At 68.4% G+C, this 20,419-nt stretch carries 15 protein-coding genes; 7 read left to right on the top strand and 8 right to left on the bottom strand.

Annotation, left to right across the window (positions count from 1 at the left end; all coding sequences use genetic code 11):
* The 4 genes from OPU67_RS12960 to OPU67_RS12975 form a co-directional block, all read left to right on the top strand.
* On the top strand, positions 1-284 hold a 284-nt coding region (locus OPU67_RS12960), incomplete at its 5' end, for a hypothetical protein (protein WP_267620247.1).
* 287 nt (positions 285-571) lie between these two features.
* Entirely contained in the window at positions 572-5,212 is a 4,641-nt protein-coding gene (gene gltB / locus OPU67_RS12965) for a glutamate synthase large subunit (RefSeq protein ID WP_267620249.1), read from the top strand.
* A gap of 113 nt (positions 5,213-5,325) precedes the next feature.
* Positions 5,326-6,762, top strand: a complete 1,437-nt coding sequence (locus OPU67_RS12970; RefSeq protein WP_267620251.1) for a glutamate synthase subunit beta — start codon at positions 5,326-5,328, stop codon at positions 6,760-6,762.
* Positions 6,763-6,850: 88 nt separating this feature from the next.
* On the top strand, positions 6,851-8,641 hold the full coding sequence (locus tag OPU67_RS12975; protein WP_267620253.1) for a hypothetical protein: 1,791 nt from the start codon (positions 6,851-6,853) through the stop codon (positions 8,639-8,641).
* Here the strand turns inward: OPU67_RS12975 and OPU67_RS12980 are convergent.
* The 8 genes from OPU67_RS12980 to murI all read right to left on the bottom strand — a co-directional run bounded on the left by OPU67_RS12980 (position 8,581) and on the right by murI (position 15,861).
* Complete coding sequence (locus OPU67_RS12980; RefSeq protein WP_267620255.1) at positions 8,581-9,705, bottom strand: glycosyltransferase family 4 protein; 1,125 nt, start codon at positions 9,703-9,705, stop codon at positions 8,581-8,583. The two genes, OPU67_RS12975 and OPU67_RS12980, sit on opposite strands and share 61 nt — an antisense overlap.
* A gap of 26 nt (positions 9,706-9,731) precedes the next feature.
* Positions 9,732-10,379 carry a class I SAM-dependent methyltransferase gene (locus OPU67_RS12985; RefSeq protein WP_267620257.1) on the bottom strand — a complete coding sequence of 216 codons (648 nt, stop codon included), beginning with the start codon at positions 10,377-10,379 and terminating at the stop codon, positions 9,732-9,734.
* Positions 10,376-10,786: a GtrA family protein gene (locus OPU67_RS12990; protein WP_267620259.1), complete on the bottom strand. Its 411-nt coding sequence runs from the start codon at positions 10,784-10,786 to the stop codon at positions 10,376-10,378. The genes OPU67_RS12985 and OPU67_RS12990 overlap by 4 nt, the downstream gene beginning before the upstream one ends.
* Complete coding sequence (locus OPU67_RS12995) at positions 10,783-11,496, bottom strand: class I SAM-dependent methyltransferase (protein ID WP_267620261.1); 714 nt, start codon at positions 11,494-11,496, stop codon at positions 10,783-10,785. Before OPU67_RS12995 ends, OPU67_RS12990 begins: the two co-directional genes overlap by 4 nt.
* A gap of 6 nt (positions 11,497-11,502) precedes the next feature.
* Complete coding sequence (locus OPU67_RS13000) at positions 11,503-12,780, bottom strand: glycosyltransferase family 2 protein (RefSeq protein ID WP_267620263.1); 1,278 nt, start codon at positions 12,778-12,780, stop codon at positions 11,503-11,505.
* A gap of 106 nt (positions 12,781-12,886) precedes the next feature.
* Complete coding sequence (locus OPU67_RS13005; RefSeq protein ID WP_267620266.1) at positions 12,887-13,579, bottom strand: nitroreductase; 693 nt, start codon at positions 13,577-13,579, stop codon at positions 12,887-12,889.
* 80 nt (positions 13,580-13,659) lie between these two features.
* Positions 13,660-14,880, bottom strand: a complete 1,221-nt coding sequence (hemA, locus tag OPU67_RS13010) for a 5-aminolevulinate synthase (RefSeq protein ID WP_267620268.1) — start codon at positions 14,878-14,880, stop codon at positions 13,660-13,662.
* A 177-nt stretch (positions 14,881-15,057) separates the two neighbouring features.
* Entirely contained in the window at positions 15,058-15,861 is an 804-nt protein-coding gene (murI, locus tag OPU67_RS13015) for a glutamate racemase (protein WP_267620270.1), read from the bottom strand.
* Positions 15,862-15,972: 111 nt separating this feature from the next.
* Between murI and plsY the strand changes: the two genes are divergently transcribed.
* The 3 genes from plsY (at position 15,973) to topA (ending at position 20,388) form a co-directional block, all read left to right on the top strand.
* Positions 15,973-16,557 (top strand): glycerol-3-phosphate 1-O-acyltransferase PlsY, encoded by a 585-nt coding sequence (gene plsY, locus OPU67_RS13020; protein WP_267620273.1) that lies wholly within the window; start codon positions 15,973-15,975, stop codon positions 16,555-16,557.
* 13 nt (positions 16,558-16,570) lie between these two features.
* Complete coding sequence (gene dprA, locus OPU67_RS13025) at positions 16,571-17,698, top strand: DNA-processing protein DprA (RefSeq protein ID WP_267620276.1); 1,128 nt, start codon at positions 16,571-16,573, stop codon at positions 17,696-17,698.
* An 89-nt stretch (positions 17,699-17,787) separates the two neighbouring features.
* Complete coding sequence (gene topA / locus OPU67_RS13030) at positions 17,788-20,388, top strand: type I DNA topoisomerase (RefSeq protein ID WP_267620278.1); 2,601 nt, start codon at positions 17,788-17,790, stop codon at positions 20,386-20,388.
* The last annotated feature ends 31 nt before the right edge of the window (positions 20,389-20,419 follow it).

Raw genomic sequence — 20,419 nt, forward strand, 5'->3', positions numbered from 1 at the left:
GCACGGCGGCGCTGGCCCGGCTGCGCGCCGTCCCGACCAGCGATCTCAGCATGGCGGAGATGGTCGAGCGGTTCGCCGCCGCGCTGCACCAGCACCGCACCAGCGCCCCTGTGCGCACGCTCGGCGCGGCCGAACTTGCCGCGCGCGAGGCGGCGCTGGCCGAAGCGCTGAAGGCGCTCGCCACGCTCAGCGGCATCGGCGGCGCACCTGCTGGCGACGACCAGGACGACCCGCTGCGCGCGGCGCTCAGCCAGCTGCAACCGCGCCGAGACGCGGCAGCCTGACGGCGCGGGGCGGGCGAGCGGCGCAAAACCTGCAACTCCCGCTGGTGCTGCGATGCAGCACGCGCAATAGAACAAAAGTTTGAATAGGTCTGCGAGAAATAATACTTCACGCCTGACCCTTGCCAAATCCGCATCCTGTCGGCATGAGGGGCGCGAAAGCGGGCGCACGGGGACCACAGGCGAGGTCTCCCAGCGCCCGAGCGACCTGCCCCCAGGCGTGTTCCCCCGCATGATCGATCATGCGCGGTGTTCGCGCCTGTCGGCATCTGACGGATCGGATTTGCGCTATGGGTTACCCCTCCGCCCAGGGTCTCTATGACCCCGCCAACGAACATGACGCCTGCGGCGTCGGCATGGTTGCGCATATCAAGGGCGAGAAAAGCCACGCGATCATCGCCAGCGCGCTCGAGATTCTCGAGAAGCTCGATCATCGCGGCGCGGTCGGCGCGGACCCGCTGCTGGGTGATGGCGCGGGCATCCTCATCCAGATTCCCGATCCGCTGATTCGCCGCTGGGCCGAAGGACAGGGGCATGATCTTCCGCAGCCGGGCGAATATGCCATCGCCATGTGCTTCCTGCCGCAGGACGAGCGCGCGCGTGACTTCGTCAAGGAGCGGATGGAGGCCTTCACCGCCAAGGAGGGCCAGCGCTTCATCGGCTGGCGCGACGTGCCGACCACGCCCGCAGGGCTCGGCGCGGCGGTGATCGCCTCGATGCCGGTGATCCAGATGGCGGTGATCGGGCGCGGGCCCCATTGTGCCGATCAGGACGCTTTCGAGCGGAAGCTGCTGACGATCCGCAAGCAGGTGCAGAACCCGCTCGCGAGCCTTGCCGAAAAACACGCCCTGCCGGGCGTCACCGAGACCTATATCCCCAGCTTCTCGACCCGCACGCTCGTCTACAAGGGGCTGCTGCTGGCGACGCAGGTGGGGAGCTTCTACGACGATCTGCGCGATCCCGATTGCGTCTCGGCACTGGGCCTCGTCCACCAGCGCTTCTCGACCAACACCTTCCCGAGCTGGCGTCTCGCCCACCCGTTCCGCTTCATCGCCCATAATGGCGAGATCAACACCGTGCGCGGCAACGTCAACTGGATGAACGCCCGCCGCCGCACGATGGAAAGCGAGCTGCTGGGGCCGGATCTCGACAAGATGTGGCCGATCATCCCCCACGGCCAATCGGACACGGCGTGCCTCGACAATGCGCTCGAGCTGCTGATCGCGGGCGGATACAGCCTTGCCCATGCGATGATGATCCTCATCCCCGAGGCCTGGGCCGGCAACTCGTTGATGACGCCCGAGCGGCGCGCCTTTTACGAATATCACGCCGCGCTGATGGAGCCGTGGGACGGCCCGGCCTCGGTGTGCTTCACCGATGGCCGCCAGATCGGCGCAACGCTTGACCGCAACGGGCTCAGGCCCGCACGCTTCTGCGTCACCAAGGACGACATCGTCTGCCTCGCCTCGGAAAGCGGCGTTCTGCCGTTTGCGGAAGAGGATATTGTCCGCAAGTGGCGCCTTCAGCCCGGCAAGATGCTGCTGATCGACCTCGAACAGGGCCGCATCATCGAGGATGACGAGCTCAAGGCCGATCTCGCCAATGCCGAACCCTATGCCGAGTGGCTGCATCAGGCGCAGTACAAGCTCGCCGACATCACCGATGTGGTGCCCGAACTCGCGGCGATTCCGGCGGAGGAGGGCACCCTGCTCACCCGCCAGCAGGCCTTCGGCTACACGCAGGAAGACATCACCCGCTTCCTCGAACCGATGGCGGTGGATGCCGACGACCCGATCGGCTCGATGGGCACCGACACGCCGATCGCGGTGCTGTCCGACCGCGCGCGGCTGCTCTACGACTATTTCAAGCAGAACTTCGCGCAGGTGACCAACCCGCCGATCGACCCGATCCGCGAGGAACTGGTGATGAGCCTCACCAGCATGATCGGCCCGCGCCCGAACCTGCTGGGCCGCGATGCGGGGACGCACAAGCGTCTCGAAGTCGATCAGCCGATCCTCACCAACGAGGATCTCGCCAAGATCCGCTCGGTCGAAGAGGCACTGGACGGCGCGTTCCGTTGCGCCACCATCGACATCACATGGGATGCCAAGAGCGGGGCCGAAGGCCTTGAAATGGCATTGAAGGAAATGTGCTGGGCCGCGACGGAAGCCGTGCTTCAGGACCACAACATCCTCGTGCTCTCCGACCGCGGGCAGAGCGAGACCCGCGTGCCGATGCCCGCGCTGCTCGCGACCGCTGCCGTCCACCACCACCTCGTCCGCCAGGGTCTGAGGATGCAGACCGGCCTCGTGGTCGAAACCGGCGAGGCGCGCGAAGTGCATCACTTCTGCGTGCTCGCAGGTTACGGCGCGGAAGCGATCAATCCCTACCTCGCCTTCGAAACCCTCGAAGCCCTGCGCGCCAAGCGGCACCCCGATTTGCTTGCCACGAAGGTGCAGCAGAACTTCATCAAGGCGATCGGCAAGGGCATCCGCAAGGTCATGTCCAAGATGGGCATTTCGACCTACCAGTCGTACTGCGGCGCGCAGATTTTCGACGCGGTCGGGCTCTCGAGCGCCTTCGTCGAGAAGTACTTCACCGGCACCGCCACGACCATCGAAGGCATCGGCCTTGCCGAAGTCGCCGAGGAAGCGCTGCGCCGCCACGGGCAGGCTTACGGCGACAACCCGCTCTATGACGGGATGCTCGATGTCGGCGGCATCTACCAATACCGCCTGCGCGGAGAGGAACACGCCTGGACCCCGCAGAATGTCGCGCAATTGCAGCACGCGGTGCGCGGCAATGACCCCAAGAATTACGAGGAATTCGCGCGGAGCATCAACGAGCAGTCCGAACGTCTTCTGACGATCCGCGGGCTGCTTGAGTTCAAGAAGGCCGACAAGCCGATCCCGCTTTCGGAAGTGGAACCGGCCTCCGAAATCGTGAAGCGCTTCAGCACCGGCGCGATGAGCCTCGGCTCGATCAGCCATGAAGCGCATTCCACGATGGCGATCGCGATGAACCGCATCGGCGGGCGCTCGAACACGGGTGAGGGCGGGGAGGAGCCGTTCCGCTTCAAGCCGCTCGCCAACGGCGATTCGATGCGCAGCCGGATCAAGCAGGTTGCCTCGGGGCGGTTCGGCGTCACCACCGAATATCTCGTCAACTCGGACGACATCCAGATCAAGATGGCGCAGGGTGCCAAGCCCGGCGAGGGCGGGCAGCTGCCCGGGCACAAGGTCGACAAGCGCATCGGCGCGGTGCGGCACTCGACCCCGGGCGTGGGCCTGATCTCGCCGCCGCCGCACCACGACATCTATTCGATCGAAGACTTGGCGCAGCTGATCCACGATCTCAAGAACGTGAACCCGGTGGCGCGCATCTCGGTCAAGCTGGTGTCCGAAGTCGGCGTCGGCACGGTCGCGGCGGGCGTTTCCAAGGCGCGTGCCGATCACGTCACAATCGCGGGCTATGACGGGGGCACGGGGGCTTCGCCGCTGACCTCGCTGACGCACGCGGGCAGCCCGTGGGAGATCGGCCTGGCCGAGACCCAGCAGACGCTTCTGCTCAACGACCTGCGCGCGCGGATCGCGGTGCAGGTCGACGGGGGCCTGCGCACCGGGCGCGACGTTGCCATCGGTGCGCTGCTGGGCGCGGACGAGTTCGGCTTTGCCACCGCCCCGCTGATCGCGGCGGGCTGCATCATGATGAGGAAGTGCCACCTCAACACCTGCCCCGTCGGCGTTGCGACGCAGGACCCGGTGCTGCGCGCGCGCTTCACCGGTCAGCCGGAACACGTGGTCAATTACATGTTCTTCGTCGCCGAGGAGCTCCGCCAGATCATGGCCGAGATGGGCTTCCGCACCGTCGCCGAGATGGTCGGCCGGGTCGACCGGCTCGACACCCGCCGGATGGAGCGCCACTGGAAGGCGCGCGGGATCGACCTGTCGCGCATCCTCCATCAAGTGCCGCTGAAGGACGGGGCCTCGCTCCGGCAGATCGGCACGCAGGACCATGGGCTCGACGGCGCGCTAGACAACCGGTTGATCGCCGATTGCCGCAGCGCCATCGACACCAAGCAGCCGGTGCAGCTCGAATATGACGTGCGCAACGTCAACCGCACCGTGGGCGCGATGCTCTCGGGCGAGGTCGCCAAGGCTCACGGGCATGAGGGCCTGCCGACCGACACGATCCGCATCAACCTCAAGGGCGTGGCCGGGCAGAGCTTCGGCGCATGGCTCGCCCACGGGGTGACGCTCGATCTGGTCGGCGATGCCAACGACTATGTCGGCAAGGGCCTCTCGGGCGGGCGCATCATCGTGCGCCAGCCGGCAGAGGCCCCGCGTGCGTCGAACGAGAACATCATTGTCGGTAACACCGTGCTCTACGGCGCGATCGCGGGCGAGGCCTATTTCAACGGCGTCGCGGGCGAGCGCTTTGCGGTGCGCAATTCGGGCGCCATCGCGGTGGTCGAGGGCACCGGGGACCATGGCTGCGAATACATGACCGGCGGCGTGGTGGTCGTGCTCGGCAAGACCGGGCGCAACTTTGCGGCGGGCATGAGCGGCGGGGTCGCCTATGTCTATGATCCCGAGGGCGCGTTCGAAAAGCTCGTCAACCACGCGCAGGTCGATCTGCTGCCGATTTCGGCCACGCCGGATGCGGAAGAGGGGACGGGCCGCCCGTCACAGCGCCCGCGCTCGGTCCACGATTTCGGCATGGGCGACATGCTGCGCCATGATGCCGAGCGGCTGCGCATTCTGGTCGAGCGTCACCAGCTCCACACCGGCTCCAAGCTGGCGGGCGCGCTGCTCGCCGACTGGGACGCGGCGCTCGCCAAGTTCGTCAAGGTGATGCCGCGTGATTATGCGGCGGCGCTCAAGAAGCTCGAAGCGGAACGGCAAGAGGCCGAAAGCGTCGCGGCGGAATAAGGTGTTCCCACCCCCAACCCCTCCCGCAAGCGGGAGGGGAGCGAGACTTACTGAGCCGCAGGCGAAGTTAGTCGCAGCGGGGTGGGCCTAGGGAACATGAGAAGGTAACGACAGTGGGCAAGGAAACCGGATTTCTCGAGCTGGACCGCCGCGAGCGGGATTATCTCGATCCCAAGGAGCGCCTGAAGAACTACCGTGAATTCGTCATCCAGCCGGATGATGCGACGCTGACCGGGCAGGCCTCGCGCTGCATGAATTGCGGCATTCCCTACTGCCACAACGGCTGTCCGGTGAACAACATGATCCCGGACTGGAACCACCTCGTTTACGAGGCGGACTGGAAGCGCGCGCTCGCCAACCTCCACTCCACCAACAACTTCCCCGAATTCACCGGCCGCATCTGTCCCGCGCCCTGCGAGGCGGCCTGCACGCTGAACATCATCGACCAGCCGGTCACCATCAAGTCGATCGAATGCGCGATTGTCGACCGGGGGTGGAAGGAAGGCTGGATCACGCCGCAGATCCCGGAGAAGAAGACCGGCAAGTCGGTCGCGGTGGTCGGCTCCGGCCCCGCCGGCCTTGCCTGCGCCCAGCAGCTGGCGCGCGCGGGGCACTCGGTGACGGTGTTCGAGAAGGCGGACCGCGTCGGCGGGCTGCTGCGCTACGGCATCCCCGACTTCAAGATGGAAAAGCACCTCATCAACCGCCGCTGCGTGCAGATGGAGGCCGAGGGCGTCACCTTCAAAACCTCGAAGGAAGTCGGCGTCGACATCTCCTTTGCTTCGCTGAAGGAAAATTTCGACGCGGTGGTGCTGGCGGGCGGGGCGGAAGATGCGCGATCGCTCCAGATCCCGGGCGCGGAAATGTCCGGCGTGCGGCTCGCGATGGAATTCCTCACCCAGCAGAACAAGCGCGTCGCAGGTGACGACGAGCTGCGCGCCGCCCCGCGCGGCAGCCTCACCGCGACCGGCAAGCACGTCGTCGTCCTTGGTGGCGGCGACACGGGGAGCGACTGCGTGGGCACCTCGAACCGGCAGGGGGCCTTGAGCGTCACCCAGCTCGAGATCATGCCCAAGCCGCCCGAAAAGGAAGACAAGGCGCTGACCTGGCCCGACTGGCCGATGAAGCTGCGCACCTCGTCGAGCCACCAGGAAGGGGCGACGCGTGACTGGGCGGTGCTCGCCAAGCGCGTGATCGGCGATGGCGTGAACGTGACCGGGCTCGAATGCGTGCGGGTGGAATGGTCGGGCGGCCAGATGCGCGAGATCGCGGGCAGCAGCTTCGTCATCAAGGCCGATCTCATCCTCCTCGCCATGGGCTTCGTCGGTCCGCGCAAGGCGGGGCTCCTCGAACAGGCGGGCGTGGCGCTCGATGCGCGCGGCAATGTCGCCGCCGACACGAGCGGCTATGCGACGAGCGTGCCGGGGGTCTTCGCCTGCGGCGATATGCGGCGCGGGCAGAGCCTCGTCGTCTGGGCGATCCGCGAGGGCCGCCAGGCCGCCCGCGCGGTGGACGAGGCGCTGATGGGGGTCTCCGAACTGCCGCGCTGACGCCCTCGCCGGGGACAGGCGAGGCCCGCGCGCTTTCCCTGCTGCGGCGGCTGCGCTATCCGCCCGCGCCAGGGGACGAAAGCGCGTCATGGATCAGCCACATCAGCGATACGGCCAGGCCGGCGAGGGCGCGTTGAGCGCAGCGCTGCGACACGCCAGCCTGATCCTGCTGGTGCTGCTGGTCGCCGCCATGGCCTACCTCGCAGGTGTCGCCCTGACGGGCGGCGCCGCACCGTTCTTTGCCGCACAATACCTGCGCACGCAGGATCTTGCCGTCGCCGCGGTCTTCGCGCTGTTCTGGATCATGAGCGGCCGGATCGATCCGGCGCGGCTGGGGCTCGATCGCGCGGTGCCGGGCCCGAATGCCGCCGGCCTGCGCGGCGCGGCGCTGCTGGCGCTGATTGTGGCGGCGATCGGCGCGGTCGGCGTGTGGCTGGTGTTCTCCGGCTACGGGATGGCGGTGGACGAGCATTGGGCGCGCTCGGATGGCATCGTCATCGGGACGGGGCGGGGCATGGCTCTCATCCCGGAAGCCTGGCGCGACTATGCCGCGGCGCTGCAACCGCGTTTTGCGCGCATCACGCCCGATGGCTGGTGGGTGTCCGAATATCTGCCGGTCAACGCCGCGCTCCAGTATCTCGGCGGCAATCTCGCCTCGCCGCTGCTGGCCGGCTGGGCGGTGCTGGTCGCGGCCGATCTGGCGAGGCGCCTGCTGCCCGAACACCCCGGCGCGCCGCTGGTCTGCGCGCTGCTGATGGCGAGCTCCGCGCAGCTCCTCGTCACCGCCATGACCCCCTTCGCCATGACCGCGCATCTGGCGTTCAACCTCACCTGGCTGTGGCTGCTGCTGCACCGCGATTGGCGCGCGCAGGTGGCGGCGATGCCGGTCGCTTTCCTTGCCATCGGGCTGCACCAGGCGGTGTTCTTCCCGCTGTTCGCCGCGCCCTTCCTGCTCGAGACGTGGCTCTCCGGGCGGCGCGGGGCGGCGATGGGGCAGGCGCTGGCGATCGGGGCCGCGTTCCTGTTCTGGAGCGCATGGGACACCATCCTCTACGCGCTGCTCGGCGCCGAGCCGGTCACCGTCAGCGGCGGCGGCACCGGGACGGGCACCGGATTGCTGTTCAGCCGCTTCCTTGCGCTGCTGCGCGATTTCACCCCCGCCAGTGCCGGCCTCATGGCGATCAACCTCGTGCGCTTTGTCACGTGGCAGAACGCGGCTGTCCTGCCGCTGGTCCTCGTCGCGGCGGCCGGCGCGTGGCGCGCAGGCGGTGCGTGGCGGGCGATGCTGACCGGCATCGTGCTGACGAGCGGCGCGGTGATGGTGATGCTGGCCGATCAGGGGCACGGTTGGGGCTACCGCTATCTTCACGGCTATATCGGCAGCGCGTGTCTGCTTGCGACCTTCGGGTGGTATCGCCTGCCGGCCGCGGTGCGCGATGGCGCGGCGGCTCGCGGCGTGCTGGGTGCGGGGATCGTGCTGAGCCTCCTGCTCCTGCCCTTGCGCGCCTGGCAGGCGGCAAGCTTCGTCGGCCCTTATGCCCGTGCCGATGCGGCGATTGCGGCCATGGATGCCGACGTGGTGCTGATCGATGCGCCGCGCCACGTCTTCGCGCTTGAACTGGTGCGCAACGATCCGCTGCTCCGCAATCGCCCCAAGCGCATGGCGACCGCATCGCTCACCGAGGCGCAACTGGCGCGCATCTGCCGCGATTTCACGATCGCGCGCTTCGCCGATGCCGATGCGGCGCGCTTCGGCCTTGACGCGGTGGAGAACGACCTGCCGCTGAAGCGCCTGCCGCAGGGCTGCGGTCGCGCGGGTCAAGTGGGTGAGGCATCCAGCAACGCTTCGATACGCGCCGCGTTGGCGTCCCAGTCGTAACAGCGACGGGCATAGGCGGCGGCGGACGCGTCGGCGCTTGGCAGGGGCTCGGCCGGGATGGCCGCGGCGAACTGGCGCGCGGTTCCGGCGGCATCGCCGGGATCGACCGCGATCCCGTGGTGGAAGGCGGCTGCCTCCGGATCGGCGAAGGCGCTGTCCAGCCCGCAATAGACCGGGAGGCCGCTCGCCATCGCCTCCTGCACCACCAGAGGGTAGCCCTCGCCGACCGAGGGGAGCACAAGCGCGTCCATGACGCGGTAGAGCGCGGCAAGTTCGGCATGGGACTTGCGCCCGGCCAGCTGCACGTTGGGAAGGTTCCAGTTCCCGGCATCGATCGGTCCACTGCCCACAATCATAAGGTTGCAGTCGGGCCGCAGCCGGGCCAGTTCGCGCAAGGCGGCTAGGCCCTTCTTCTCGACGAAGCGCCCCACGAAGAGGAGCTGCGGTCGGGAGGGGTCAAGGCCCAGCCGCTGCCTCGCCGCGACCCGATCCTCGGGGCTGAGGGGATGAAACTGATTGCTGTCCACGCCGTTGAACATCAGTTCGGGCGGGCGGGCGAAGGCCACGTCGCCGAATTGCGCGCGCACCGTGTCGCTGATGAAAACGACCTGCGGCGCGGCGGCCAGGGTCGGTCTCGTTACCAGCCGGTTGGCAAGGCCTAGCGCGGCGCGCATCACGGCGCTCCGGTAGCGGATGCCGCCGATATGCTGGATGAGTATCCACCGCTTGCCCGCCCGCTCGGCGTAGATGCGGGCGAGCTGCGAGGTCGCGTAGAGGGCATCGTGGATAATCACGGCATCGGCGCTGCGTACCTCATTTGCGAGCCGCTTGCGCGCCGCGCCATCGGGCAACGGCATTGGCAGTCCGGTGAGCGCCTCGAGCGGATCGCGCGCGGCGAGCGGGACGAACGTGACGTCGGGCGTGCCGGGAACCGGACCGAGCGCGGCAGCGGCATGGCGGCTGTCGTGACCCCGCCGCGCCAGCGCCCGGGCTAGCGTCCCGGCGACGATCTCGAGCCCGCCCCCGTGGGTTTCGAAGAACGAGGAGACGGTCAGGATTCGCATAGCAACGGCAGCCGCAGGCGGCGGCGTCAGGCGGGATCTAGTCGCATGGCGATCTCGAGCCGGTTGGGGAACGCCCGCTCCATCAAGCCGCTGCGATATTGCCCACTGGACTGCGCCGCGATGCTGTATCCTTGCGCGCCGGCGAGCGCCTCCCATTCGCGCCACGTCAGGTAGCGCGCGCGGATCTGGCCGCCGAAAGGAATGTTGCCGATCGCATCGAGCGCGGCAAGACGCGCATGATCGAGGGGCGAGCGGGCGAGGTGGTCCTTGATGTAGACCGGCCCCGAGACCACGCGGCGGATCTCGGCCATCAGCGCGCCGCGCACCGCGACATCGACGTGGTGCATCACGTTGTTGATGGTGGCGGCCGCGAAGCTGCCATCCTCGAACGGGAGCACCGCGCCGTCGTAGACGCCGGTGCTCACGGAAAGCGTGGGGAAATACCGGTCCACCACGTCGATCGCGGTGACCGAACCGACCGGCAGCAGCGCCTGCATCGTTTCCGCCATCACCCCTGTTCCCCCGCCGATGTCGAGCAGGTTCGCGTGGTGGCCGCTCCACACGGCGGCAAGATCGGCGAGCATCGCGGTCTGATAGACCGGCGGGCGCGTGCGGTAGACCGGCGTGTGGCGCTGCAGGATATCGGACACCGCCTCGAGCGTGATGGCCGTCATGGTTCCGGCGTTCCCTTCATCTGGCGAGCGAGGCCGAGCGATACCGCCCAGCGCGAGGACAGGAAATTGTAGACCGTCAGCAGGAGCGTGCTGGCCGGCGCGGCGATCAGCATGGCGAGGCCCAGCGCCTCGTGAAGCACCCAGATGATCCACAGCGTCAAGGGGTAATTGAGCGCCATGGCCGCCGTATAGCGCAGCAGGCCATTCGGCTGCGGGGCGACCGCGAAGGTGAAGCGGCAGTGCAGCAGGAAGCCGACGATCACACAGGCCGCGAAGGATATGGTGACCGACACCGCGAAGTGGCAGCCCAGCGCATCGCCCGCCATCATAACGGCGAAATGCAACGCTGCGCACAGCGCCGCGATGATCGCGTAGTGCAGCTTCTGTCCAAGGCCCGGTGCGATCATGTTGCGTCCCGTCGGCGCGCCTGGACGAAATAAACGCAGGCGTTGTCGGAGCGGATCGCGGCGGGCGTGATCCAGTCTTCGAGCACCGCGCGCAGGTTGAGCACGACCGCCAGGGCCCGCCCGAGCGCGACACCGATCAGCGGGATGCGCCGCAGCGCGTAGCAATAGCCGGTCAGCCGGATGATCGTGGTCAGGGCGAGCGGCCCGCAGATCGCCTCCCACCGCTCGACGGTCCAGCCGCGCGACTGGAGTTCGCCGATCAGCCCTTCGCGGGTCCAGCGCCGGTGATCTTCGGGGTGGGGGTGATAGAGCCAGGTGCCGTGGGTCGACAGCAGCAGCCGCCCGCCGGGGGCGAGCAGCCGCGCGGCTTCGGCAAGGTAGGTGTCGAGATCGCGCACGTGCTCGAGCACCTGAAAGCTGAGGACGAGATCGGCGCTCGCCGGCTCGGCAAGGACCTTGCCCTCGGGCGTGATGACGACCTCGGCTCCATCGCCGAGATCGGCACCGCGATAGTCGACGCCGCGGCTTTCGAAGATGGCGCGGTAGGGCTGGCTTCCGCAGCCCAGATCGATCGCCCTGCGGCAGGTGGCGGCAAGCTTTTCCGCGTAGCTGTCCACCGTGCGCGACAGATGGCGCAGCACCAGCCAGTCGGTGTCGAAGATCCGGGACTCGCGGCGGCGGAGCTGTTCGGAGCTGTCGGTGGCGTGCATCGACAGTCAGCCTTCTGCTGCAGGATGGCAAGGTACGGTCCCGGCGCCTGCCGCAGCGAGGAACCGGCTGTCGTTGCCCGCGATGACCGAGAGCAGGAACCCGCCCAGCACGGTCTGGAGGCCGATCGCGCCGCAGGTGGCGAACAGGACGAGCGGCAGCTGGGTGCCGAGGGCGACGAAGCCGCCTTGGCCCCACCACACCGTCACCGCCACCAGCCCGGCAAGGCCGGTGCCGATCAGCGCCAGCCCGGCGAGGAGCATGGTCTCGAGCGTCAGCCAGCCGGCATGGCGGCCCAGCACCGGGCGCAGCAGCCGGAAGCCGCGGCGCACGCCGAACAGGTGCGCCGCCACCGCCATGACCAGCGCAAGGTGGCCGCAGGTGGCAAGGAAGCCGGCGACGATCGTCCAGCTGGTGCCGAAGAAGGGCTCGCCCTCCACCGCGCCGAGGAAATGGAGCAGAGAGACGCCGAAGATCACCGCCGCCAGCGCCAGCGCCGCCATGCCCGGCACCGCGAAGACCCAGGTCGGGCTCAGCATGAACAGGTAGCGCAGGTGCCGCCAACCGTCGCGCCACGGGCGCAGGTGCGGGGCACGGTCGCGCAGGTCGACCGCGAGGCTCGCGGGCACCTCGGTCATGCGCAGCTTGAGCAGCGCTGCCTTGATGACCATCTCGCTCGCGAACTCCATCCCGCTGCCCGACAGGCCGAGCCGTGCGAAGGCGTCCTTGCGGAGCGCGCGCAGGCCGCAATGGGCATCGCCGATGCCCGAGCGGAAGAACAGGTTGAGGATGCCGGACAGGGCCGGGTTGCCGATATAGCGGTTCTTCCACGGCATGGCGCCGGGCGCGATGCCGCCCAGGAAGCGGTTGCCCATGCACACGTCGTGGCCTTCGTCGAGCCGGGCGATCATCGCCACGCCCTCGCGGAAATCGTAGCTGCCGTCGCAGTCGCCCATCAGGATGTAGCGCCCCGCGGCCGCCCGGCACCCGCCGATCAGCGCCGCGCCGTAGCCGCGCTCGGCCACCGGCACGACCCGCGCGCCGAGCTCGGTCGCGAGCGCCTGGCTGCCGTCGGTCGAGCCGTTGTCGGCGATCACGATCTCGCCGCTCATGCCCAGCCGCGTGCGCAGGTCGGCAAGCGCGTCGAGCGCGTTCGCCATGCAGTGCGGCAGGCTCTGGATCTCGTTCAGGCAGGGCATGACGATGGTCACGTCGGGCCGCGCGCCATCCTCGACCAGCGCCTGCCCGGCGTCGAAGGCGCGGTGCTGAGTTCCTGCGAGTTCCATTCTGGCTCCGTCCGTAGATGGCCGCCAGATGTTGCATTTATTGGTTAACAAACCGTAGGCGCAGCACGCAACTGCCGCGCCTTGCGAATTAAGGATTTGCGCCCGGTCAGTCGAAGCCGACGAAGCGCGCGGCCTCCGCAACGCTGCGCCGGTGGGAGACCACCGCATTGGCGGGAAAGTCCGGATCGGGCCAGCCCATCGCGACGGCCTTCATGATGACCTGATCGTCAGGGATGCCGGCGTGTTCGCGCACCACGGGCGATTGCATGATCCCTTGCGAGTTGATGACGCAGCCCAGCCCCTTCGACCACGCCGCGTTGACGAGCGCGGTGGTGACGGCGCCGCAATCGAAGGCGGTGTCGTCGGAACTGCCGAGCTCGCGGTCGTAGGTGACGATCACGCAGACCGGCGCATCGAACTGGCGGAAGCCGCGCAGCACCCAGTCCTGCCGGGCCGCGGCATCGTCGCGGGCGATGCCCATCGCGCCGAACAGCTGCTTGGCGACCTCGACCTGCCGCTCGCGATGGACGCCGGCGAAAGCCTCGCCCCGGCGGAACTCGCGGCTATCGGGGACGCCGGCGAGGATGTTCTCGGTGTTGCCCTTGCGGATCTGGTCTAGCGGCGCGCCGGTGATGACATGGAAGTGCCAGGGCTGGGTGTTCATCGAAGTCGGCGAGCGCATTGCCATGCCGATGATCTCCTCGATCAGCGCGCGCGGGACGGGCTTGTTCAGATAGCCCCGAATGCTGCGCCGCCCGAGCACCACCTCGGCATAGGTCTGTTGAGGCGTGCCGCCCATGTGTCTCTCCCGAATCCTGTTCGGGAGGTTAGCTAGCCCACCGGCAGCCCTTCACAAAGGACGCTACGGAACGGCGCGATTCACGCCGCCTCGGCGAGCCCCAGTTCGAGCCGGTCCCAGATCTCGACGAGCGCGCTCGTCAGCTCGTCCATCATCGCTTCGGTGTGGAAGGGGCCGGGGGTGAAGCGCAGGCGCTCGGTGCCGCGGGGCACGGTGGGGAAGTTGATCGGCTGCACATAGACGCCGTATTCGGCGAGCAGGATGTCGCTGATCTTCTTGGCGCGCACCGGATCGCCGACCATCAGCGGGACGATGTGGGTCACGCTGTCCATGACGGGGAGCCCCGCCTCGGCGAACTTCAGCTTGAGCATTGCCGCCGCGCGCTGCTGGGCGTTGCGCTCCTCGGCCGAACCCTTGAGGTGGCGAACCGAGGCGAGCACGCCCGCAACCAGCACCGGTGAGAGCGAGGTCGTGAAGATGAAGCCGGGCGCGTAGGAGCGGATGCAGTCGACCACCTTGGTGCTCGCCGCGATATAGCCGCCCATCACCCCGAAGGCCTTGCCGAGCGTGCCTTCGATGATGTCGATCCGGTGCGCCGCGCCGTCGCGTTCCGAGATGCCGCCGCCGCGCGCGCCGTACATCCCGACCGCGTGGACCTCGTCGATGTAGGTCAGTGCGTTGTATTTCTCGGCAAGGTCGCAGATCGCGTGGATCGGCGCGATGTCGCCGTCCATCGAATAGACGCTCTCGAAGGCGATCAGCTTGGGCGTCCCGATGTCGACGCTGGCGAGCAGCTCTTCGAGGTGCGCGACGTCGTTGTGGCGAAACACCTTCTTCTCGCATCCCGAATTGCGGATGCCGGCGATCATGCTCGCGTGATTGAGCTCGTCGGAGAAGATGATGCAGCCCGGCAAAAGCTTCGCGAGGGTCGAGAGCGTCGCGTCGTTCGAGACGTAGCCGCTGGTGAACAGCAGCGCCGCGTCCTTGCCGTGGAGATCGGCGAGCTCGCGCTCCAGCTCGATGTGGAGGTGGGTGTTGCCGCCGATGTTGCGGGTGCCGCCGCTGCCCGCGCCGACATCATGCAGCGCAGCCTCCATCGCGCCGATCACCTTGTCGTGCTGGCCCATGCCGAGGTAATCGTTCGAGCACCACACGGTGATCGGCTTGGGGCCATTGTGCCCGTGGAAGCAGCGCGCGTTGGGGTAGGCCCCCTTGTTGCGCATGATGTCGATAAAGACGCGGTAGCGGCCTTCCTCGTGCAGCAGGTCGATCGCGGAATCGAAGATCTGGTCGTAGTTCACTCAGCCCTCGCTGATCTCGCGGCCACCTCTGCTGGCGGGGGCGCGGGTTCCTGCCGTGCGTTCTCTTGTCCCGCCACAACGAAGCCGAGGGCGGTCGGTTTCCGGCGTATTTAAGGGTAGGGCCACGCTTTTGCCACAGCGATCTTTGCGAGCGTTTCGCAAGCCATGGTGCGCAAATCAGAAGGCTTCCGCCGCCCCGAAGCCGCGTGCGGCGAGGGCTTGCTCGAGGCCGCGGGCGCCCGCCACCGGCCCGGTGACGACGAAGCGGTTGGGTCCGTGCGCGGCGAAAGGCTGGCCTTCGAGCAGTTGGGCGATGCGCCGCGCGATGCCGCGTGCCCCGTCGACCTGCGCCACGTCGCGGCCGAACACCGCCGCGAATTCCTCGCCGAGCAGGGGGAAGTGCGTGCAGGCGAGCACCAGCGTGTCGATCGAAGGCAGGCCCGCGCCCTGGGCGGCAAGCCGGTCGCGCACGTCGGCGATCAGCGCCGGGTCGACCGGCTCGCCGCGCAGCTTCGCTTCCGCCGCGCCCACCAGCGCCGGGGCGGCGACGCGCAGCAGGCGCTTGTCCGCCGCGAAGGCGCGCTCGAGATCGTCGACATAGGCCTGCCGGATCGTCGCCTCGGTGCCGACGAGGCCGATCGTGCCGGTCTGCGTGAGCGCGGCGGCGGGCTTGATCGCGGGGACCGTTCCGACGACGGGGATCTCCAGCACGTCGCGCACCATGCCCAGCGCAATGGTCGAGGCGGTGTTGCAGGCGATGCAGGCGAGCCGCGGCTGATACCGCTCCGCCATCCGCCCGAGCAGCCCCGCAACCCGCGCGGCGATCTGCGCCTCGGACTTGGTGCCGTAGGGGAGCCCTGCCAGGTCCGCGGCGTAGATCACGGGGGCTTCGGGGAGGACTTCGCGCAGGGCGTCGTGGACGGTGAGGCCCCCGACGCCGGAATCGAACAGCAGGATCGGGGAAGCAGGATGGTCCGACAAGAAACCTCCGTTCGGGCCGAGCTTGTCGAAGCCCTGTCTTTCTTTTGGCTTGCTGCGCGCTAGAAGAAGTGCAGCCCTTCGACAAGCTCAGGGCGAACGGGATGGGAATTGATGGACGCTGTTTTCGCCGCCCTTTTGGGCTTTGCTCTGGGCTCGATCCCCTTCGGCCTGATCCTCACCCGCGCGGCGGGGCTAGGGGACGTGCGCAAGATCGGCAGCGGGAGCATCGGGGCGACCAACGTGCTGCGCACCGGCAACAAGGGCCTCGCCGCGGCGACCGTGCTGTGCGATGCGGCGAAGGCGGTGATCCCGGTGCTGGTGGCGCGCGCCGTTTGGCCGGGCACCGAGGGCGTCGCGGCGGTCGCGGCGGTCGCCGGGCACTGCTTCACCCCGTGGCTCGCCTTCAAGGGCGGCAAGGGCTTTGCCAGCGCCGCCGGGGCGCTGGGCGCGCTCGCCTGGCCGGCGATGCTCGCCTGCGCGGGCGTCTGGGGCATCACCCTGTTCGTGAGCCGCATCTCCTCGGTCTCCTCGCTGGTGAGCGTCGTCGCCGCGCCGCTGGTCGCCTGGATGCTCGGCTATCCCGAGGTCATCCCGCCGCTGATCGCCATCGCCGCGATCGTCATCGTCCAGCACCGCGCAAACATCGGCCGGCTGATGCGGGGGGAGGAGCCGAAGGTGGGCTCCAAGGCGTCGTGAGACCCTGACCGCGATGGGGGACGAGGTCGCACTCACCCAGGCCGAGGCCTTCGCGCGCATCCGCCTGCTGCGCTCGCCCAATATCGGGCCGATCAGCTACCGCCAGCTTCTTGCCCGCTTCGGCTCGGCCGCCGACGCACTCGATGCGCTCCCCGATCTCGCCAGCCGGGGGCGGGGGCCCTACCACCCCGCCAGCGCCGAAAGCATCGAGCGCGAGGTCACCGCGGTGCGCGCGGCGGGGGCGCGCTACCTGTTCCACGACCAGCCCGATTACCCCGCGCTGATGGGCGAGCTCGAGTCAGCCCCGCCGATCGTCACCTGCCGCGGCAACCTCGCGCTGGCGAGCGCGCCGTGCGTCGCGCTGGTGGGCGCGCGCAACGCCAGCGCGGCGGCGGTCAAGCTCGCCCGCGACTTCGCCGCTGCGCTCGCCGAGGCGGGGTTCACCGTCGTCTCCGGCCTTGCCCGGGGAATCGACGGCGCGGCGCACGAGGGGGCCTTCCCGGCCACCATCGGTGTCATCGCCAGCGGCATCGACATCGCCTACCCGCCGCAGCACGCAGAGCTTCAGGAGCGCATCGCGCAAGAGGGCCTGGTGATCGCCGAACAGCCCCCTGGCACCGAGCCGCGCGGAAGGCATTTCCCGTCGCGCAACCGCATCATCGCCGGGCTTGCCTTGGGCACCCTCGTCGTCGAGGCGGCGCCGCAATCGGGGAGCCTCATCACCGCGCGGCTCGCGGGCGAGGCGGGGCGCGAGGTCATGGCGATCCCCGGCTCCCCGCTCGATGCGAGGAGCTTGGGGTGCAACCAACTGATCCGCGAAGGCGCGGTGCTGGTGCAGACGCCGGACGAAGTGGTGGAACTGTTGCAAAGCTTCACCGGCGCGCCGCGCTCGCGCTTCCGCGTCGCCGACAGCCCCTCGGACTTCGACTATGCCGAACTTGCCAAACTGGACTGGGGCGAGGCGCGTGCGGACCTCTCGGGCGACATCGCCAATCTCCTCACCACCGCCCCTGTCGGCATCGACGAACTGATACGCCAGGCAGGCGTCAGCGCGGCCGAGGTGCACATGGCACTTCTCGAACTGGAACTGGCAGGCGATCTGGTGCGCGAGGCCGACGGGGCAGTGCGGCGGGCGGCCTAGAGAGCCGCACCACTACCCCCTTGACGCTGGGCGCAGCACCCCGCCACCCTCGCGCGTACGTACACGTAAGGGACCTCTCTCTCAGCGCCATGCAGCTTGTCATCGTCGAATCCCCCGCCAAGGCCAAGACCATCGAGAAATATCTCGGCAAGGACTTCAAGGTCCTCGCCTCCTACGGCCATGTCCGCGACCTGCCGCCGAAGGACGGGAGCGTGAAGCCGGAGGACGGCTTTGCGATGGAGTGGGAACTCTACCGCGACAAGCAGAGCCGCTTCAAGGAGATCGCCGACGCTGCCAAGAAGGCTGACCGGCTGGTGCTCGCCACCGACCCCGACCGTGAGGGCGAGGCGATCAGCTGGCACGTGCGCGAGCTGCTGGCGAAGCGCAAGGCGCTGCCCAAGGCGGTCGAGCGGGTGACGTTCAACGCGATCACCAAGACCGCCGTGACCGAGGCGATGGCGCGCCCGCGCGAACTGGATCAGCCGCTGATCGACGCCTACTTGGCGCGCCGCGCATTGGACTACCTGTTCGGCTTCACCCTGTCGCCGGTGCTGTGGAGGAAGCTCCCCGGCGCCAAGAGCGCGGGGCGGGTGCAGTCGGTCGCGCTGCGCCTGATCGTCGAGCGTGAGCGCGAGATCGAGGCCTTCCGGGCGGAGGAATATTGGTCCGTGCTCGCCAAGATGCAGCACGACGGGACCGAGTTCGACGCGCGGCTGGTCAAGTTCAAGGGCGTCAAGCTGGAGCGTTTGAGCCTCGGCAACCAAGGCATCGCGATGGAGGCCAAGGCCGCGGTCGAGGCCGGGCGCTTCACGGTGGAAGGCGTCGAGACCAAGCCGGTGAAGCGCAACCCGGCGCCGCCGTTCACCACCTCGACCTTGCAGCAGGAGGCCGCGCGCAAGCTTGGCTTCTCGGCGCAACACACTATGCGGCTCGCGCAGAGCCTCTACGAGGCGGGCGCGATCACCTACATGCGCACGGACGGCGTGCAGATGGACCCGGGGGCGATTCACGCGCTGCGCGATGCCATCGCCGCGCGCTACGACAGCGCCTATCTCCCGGAAAAGCCACGCTTCTACAGCACCAAGGCGAAGAACGCGCAGGAAGCGCATGAGGCGATCCGGCCGACCGATTTCGCCCGCGAACGGGCCGGGAGCGCGGATGAAGCGCGGCTCTACGACCTCATTTTCAAGCGCGCGATGGCGAGCCAGATGGCGACCGCGCAACTGGAGCGCACCACCGTCACCCTGCGCGATGCGACCGGGAGCCACGAACTGCGCGCCACCGGCCAGGTGATCCGCTTCCCCGGCTTCCTCGCGGTCTATCAGGAGGGCCTCGACGACAGCCCAAATAAAGAGGGGGAGGACGAGGACGGCGGCCTGCTCCCGCAGATGAAGGCGGGCGACCAGCCGGCCAAGCGCGCCGTCGAGGCCACCCAGCACTTCACCCAGCCGCCGCCGCGCTTCTCGGAAGCCTCGCTGGTCAAGCGCCTCGAAGAACTCGGCATCGGCCGCCCTTCCACCTACGCCTCGACCATCCAGACCCTGCGCGACCGCGCCTATGTCCGCATGGAGAAGAACCGCTTCTTCGCCGAGGAATCGGGCCGCCTGCTGACCGCCTTCCTAGAACGTTTCTTCCCGACCTATGTCGCCTATGACTTCACGGCGGGCATGGAGGACGAGCTCGACGGCGTCTCCGACGGGCGCGAGGACTACAAGGCGCTGCTCGAACGCTTCTGGCGCGATTTCCGCCCCAAGGCCGACGAGGTGATGGAAAAGCTGCCCTCGGAAGTGACCGAGGCGCTGGACGAATATCTCTCGGACTTCCTGTTCCCGCCCCGCGAGGATGGCAGCGACCCGCGCGCCTGTCCGCTGTGCGCGGCGGAAGGGCGCCCGAACGGCAGGCTCTCGCTGCGTGGGGGCCGCTTCGGCGCCTTCGTTGCCTGCAACAACTATCCCGAGTGCAAGTACACCCGCCGCTTCGCCCAGCCGGGCGGGGAGGGCGAAGGCGGGGCCGAGGACGGCATCATCGGCCAGCACCCGGAGACCGGCGAGGACATCCACCGCAAGACCGGGCGCTTCGGTCCCTATGTCCAGATGGGCGAGGGCAAGGAGGCGAAGCGCGCGTCGATCCCCAAGGATCTCGACCACTTCGATCTGGACTGGGCGGTCAAGCTGCTGGATCTTCCCCGGATCGTCGGCGCTCATCCCGACACTGGACTTGAAATCGAGGCGAATATCGGGCGTTACGGCCCCTATCTCAGGCATGACGGCAAGTACGGGAAGCTTTCCGGCACCCGCGAGGTGTTCGAGGTTGGCATGAACCGCGCGGTCGCGATCCTCGCGGAAGCGGCGAACCGAGGCGGCGGGAGCCGCGGCAAGTCCGAACCCATCGCCACCCTCGGCGCGCACCCGGTCAGCGGCGGCGAGATCAAGGTCATGCCGGGGCGCTTCGGTCCCTATGTCACCGACGGCACCACCAACGCCACGATCCCGCGCGATGCCAAGCCCGAGGAGGTGACGCTCGAGGCGGCGATCGCGCTCATCGACGCGCGCGCCGCCAAGGGCCCGGCCAAGGGGAAGGCCAAGAAGAAAGCGGCGCCGAAAAAGGCGCCCGCCAAGACAGCGGCAGCGAAGAAGGCCCCGGCGAAAAAGGCGCCTGCCGCAAAGTCTGCAAAACGCGCGACGGAATGAGCCACGGGGGCGGTGCGAAAGCGGCGCGCCG

Source organism: Erythrobacter sp. WG (assembly GCF_026586795.1).
Classification (GTDB): domain Bacteria; phylum Pseudomonadota; class Alphaproteobacteria; order Sphingomonadales; family Sphingomonadaceae; genus Erythrobacter.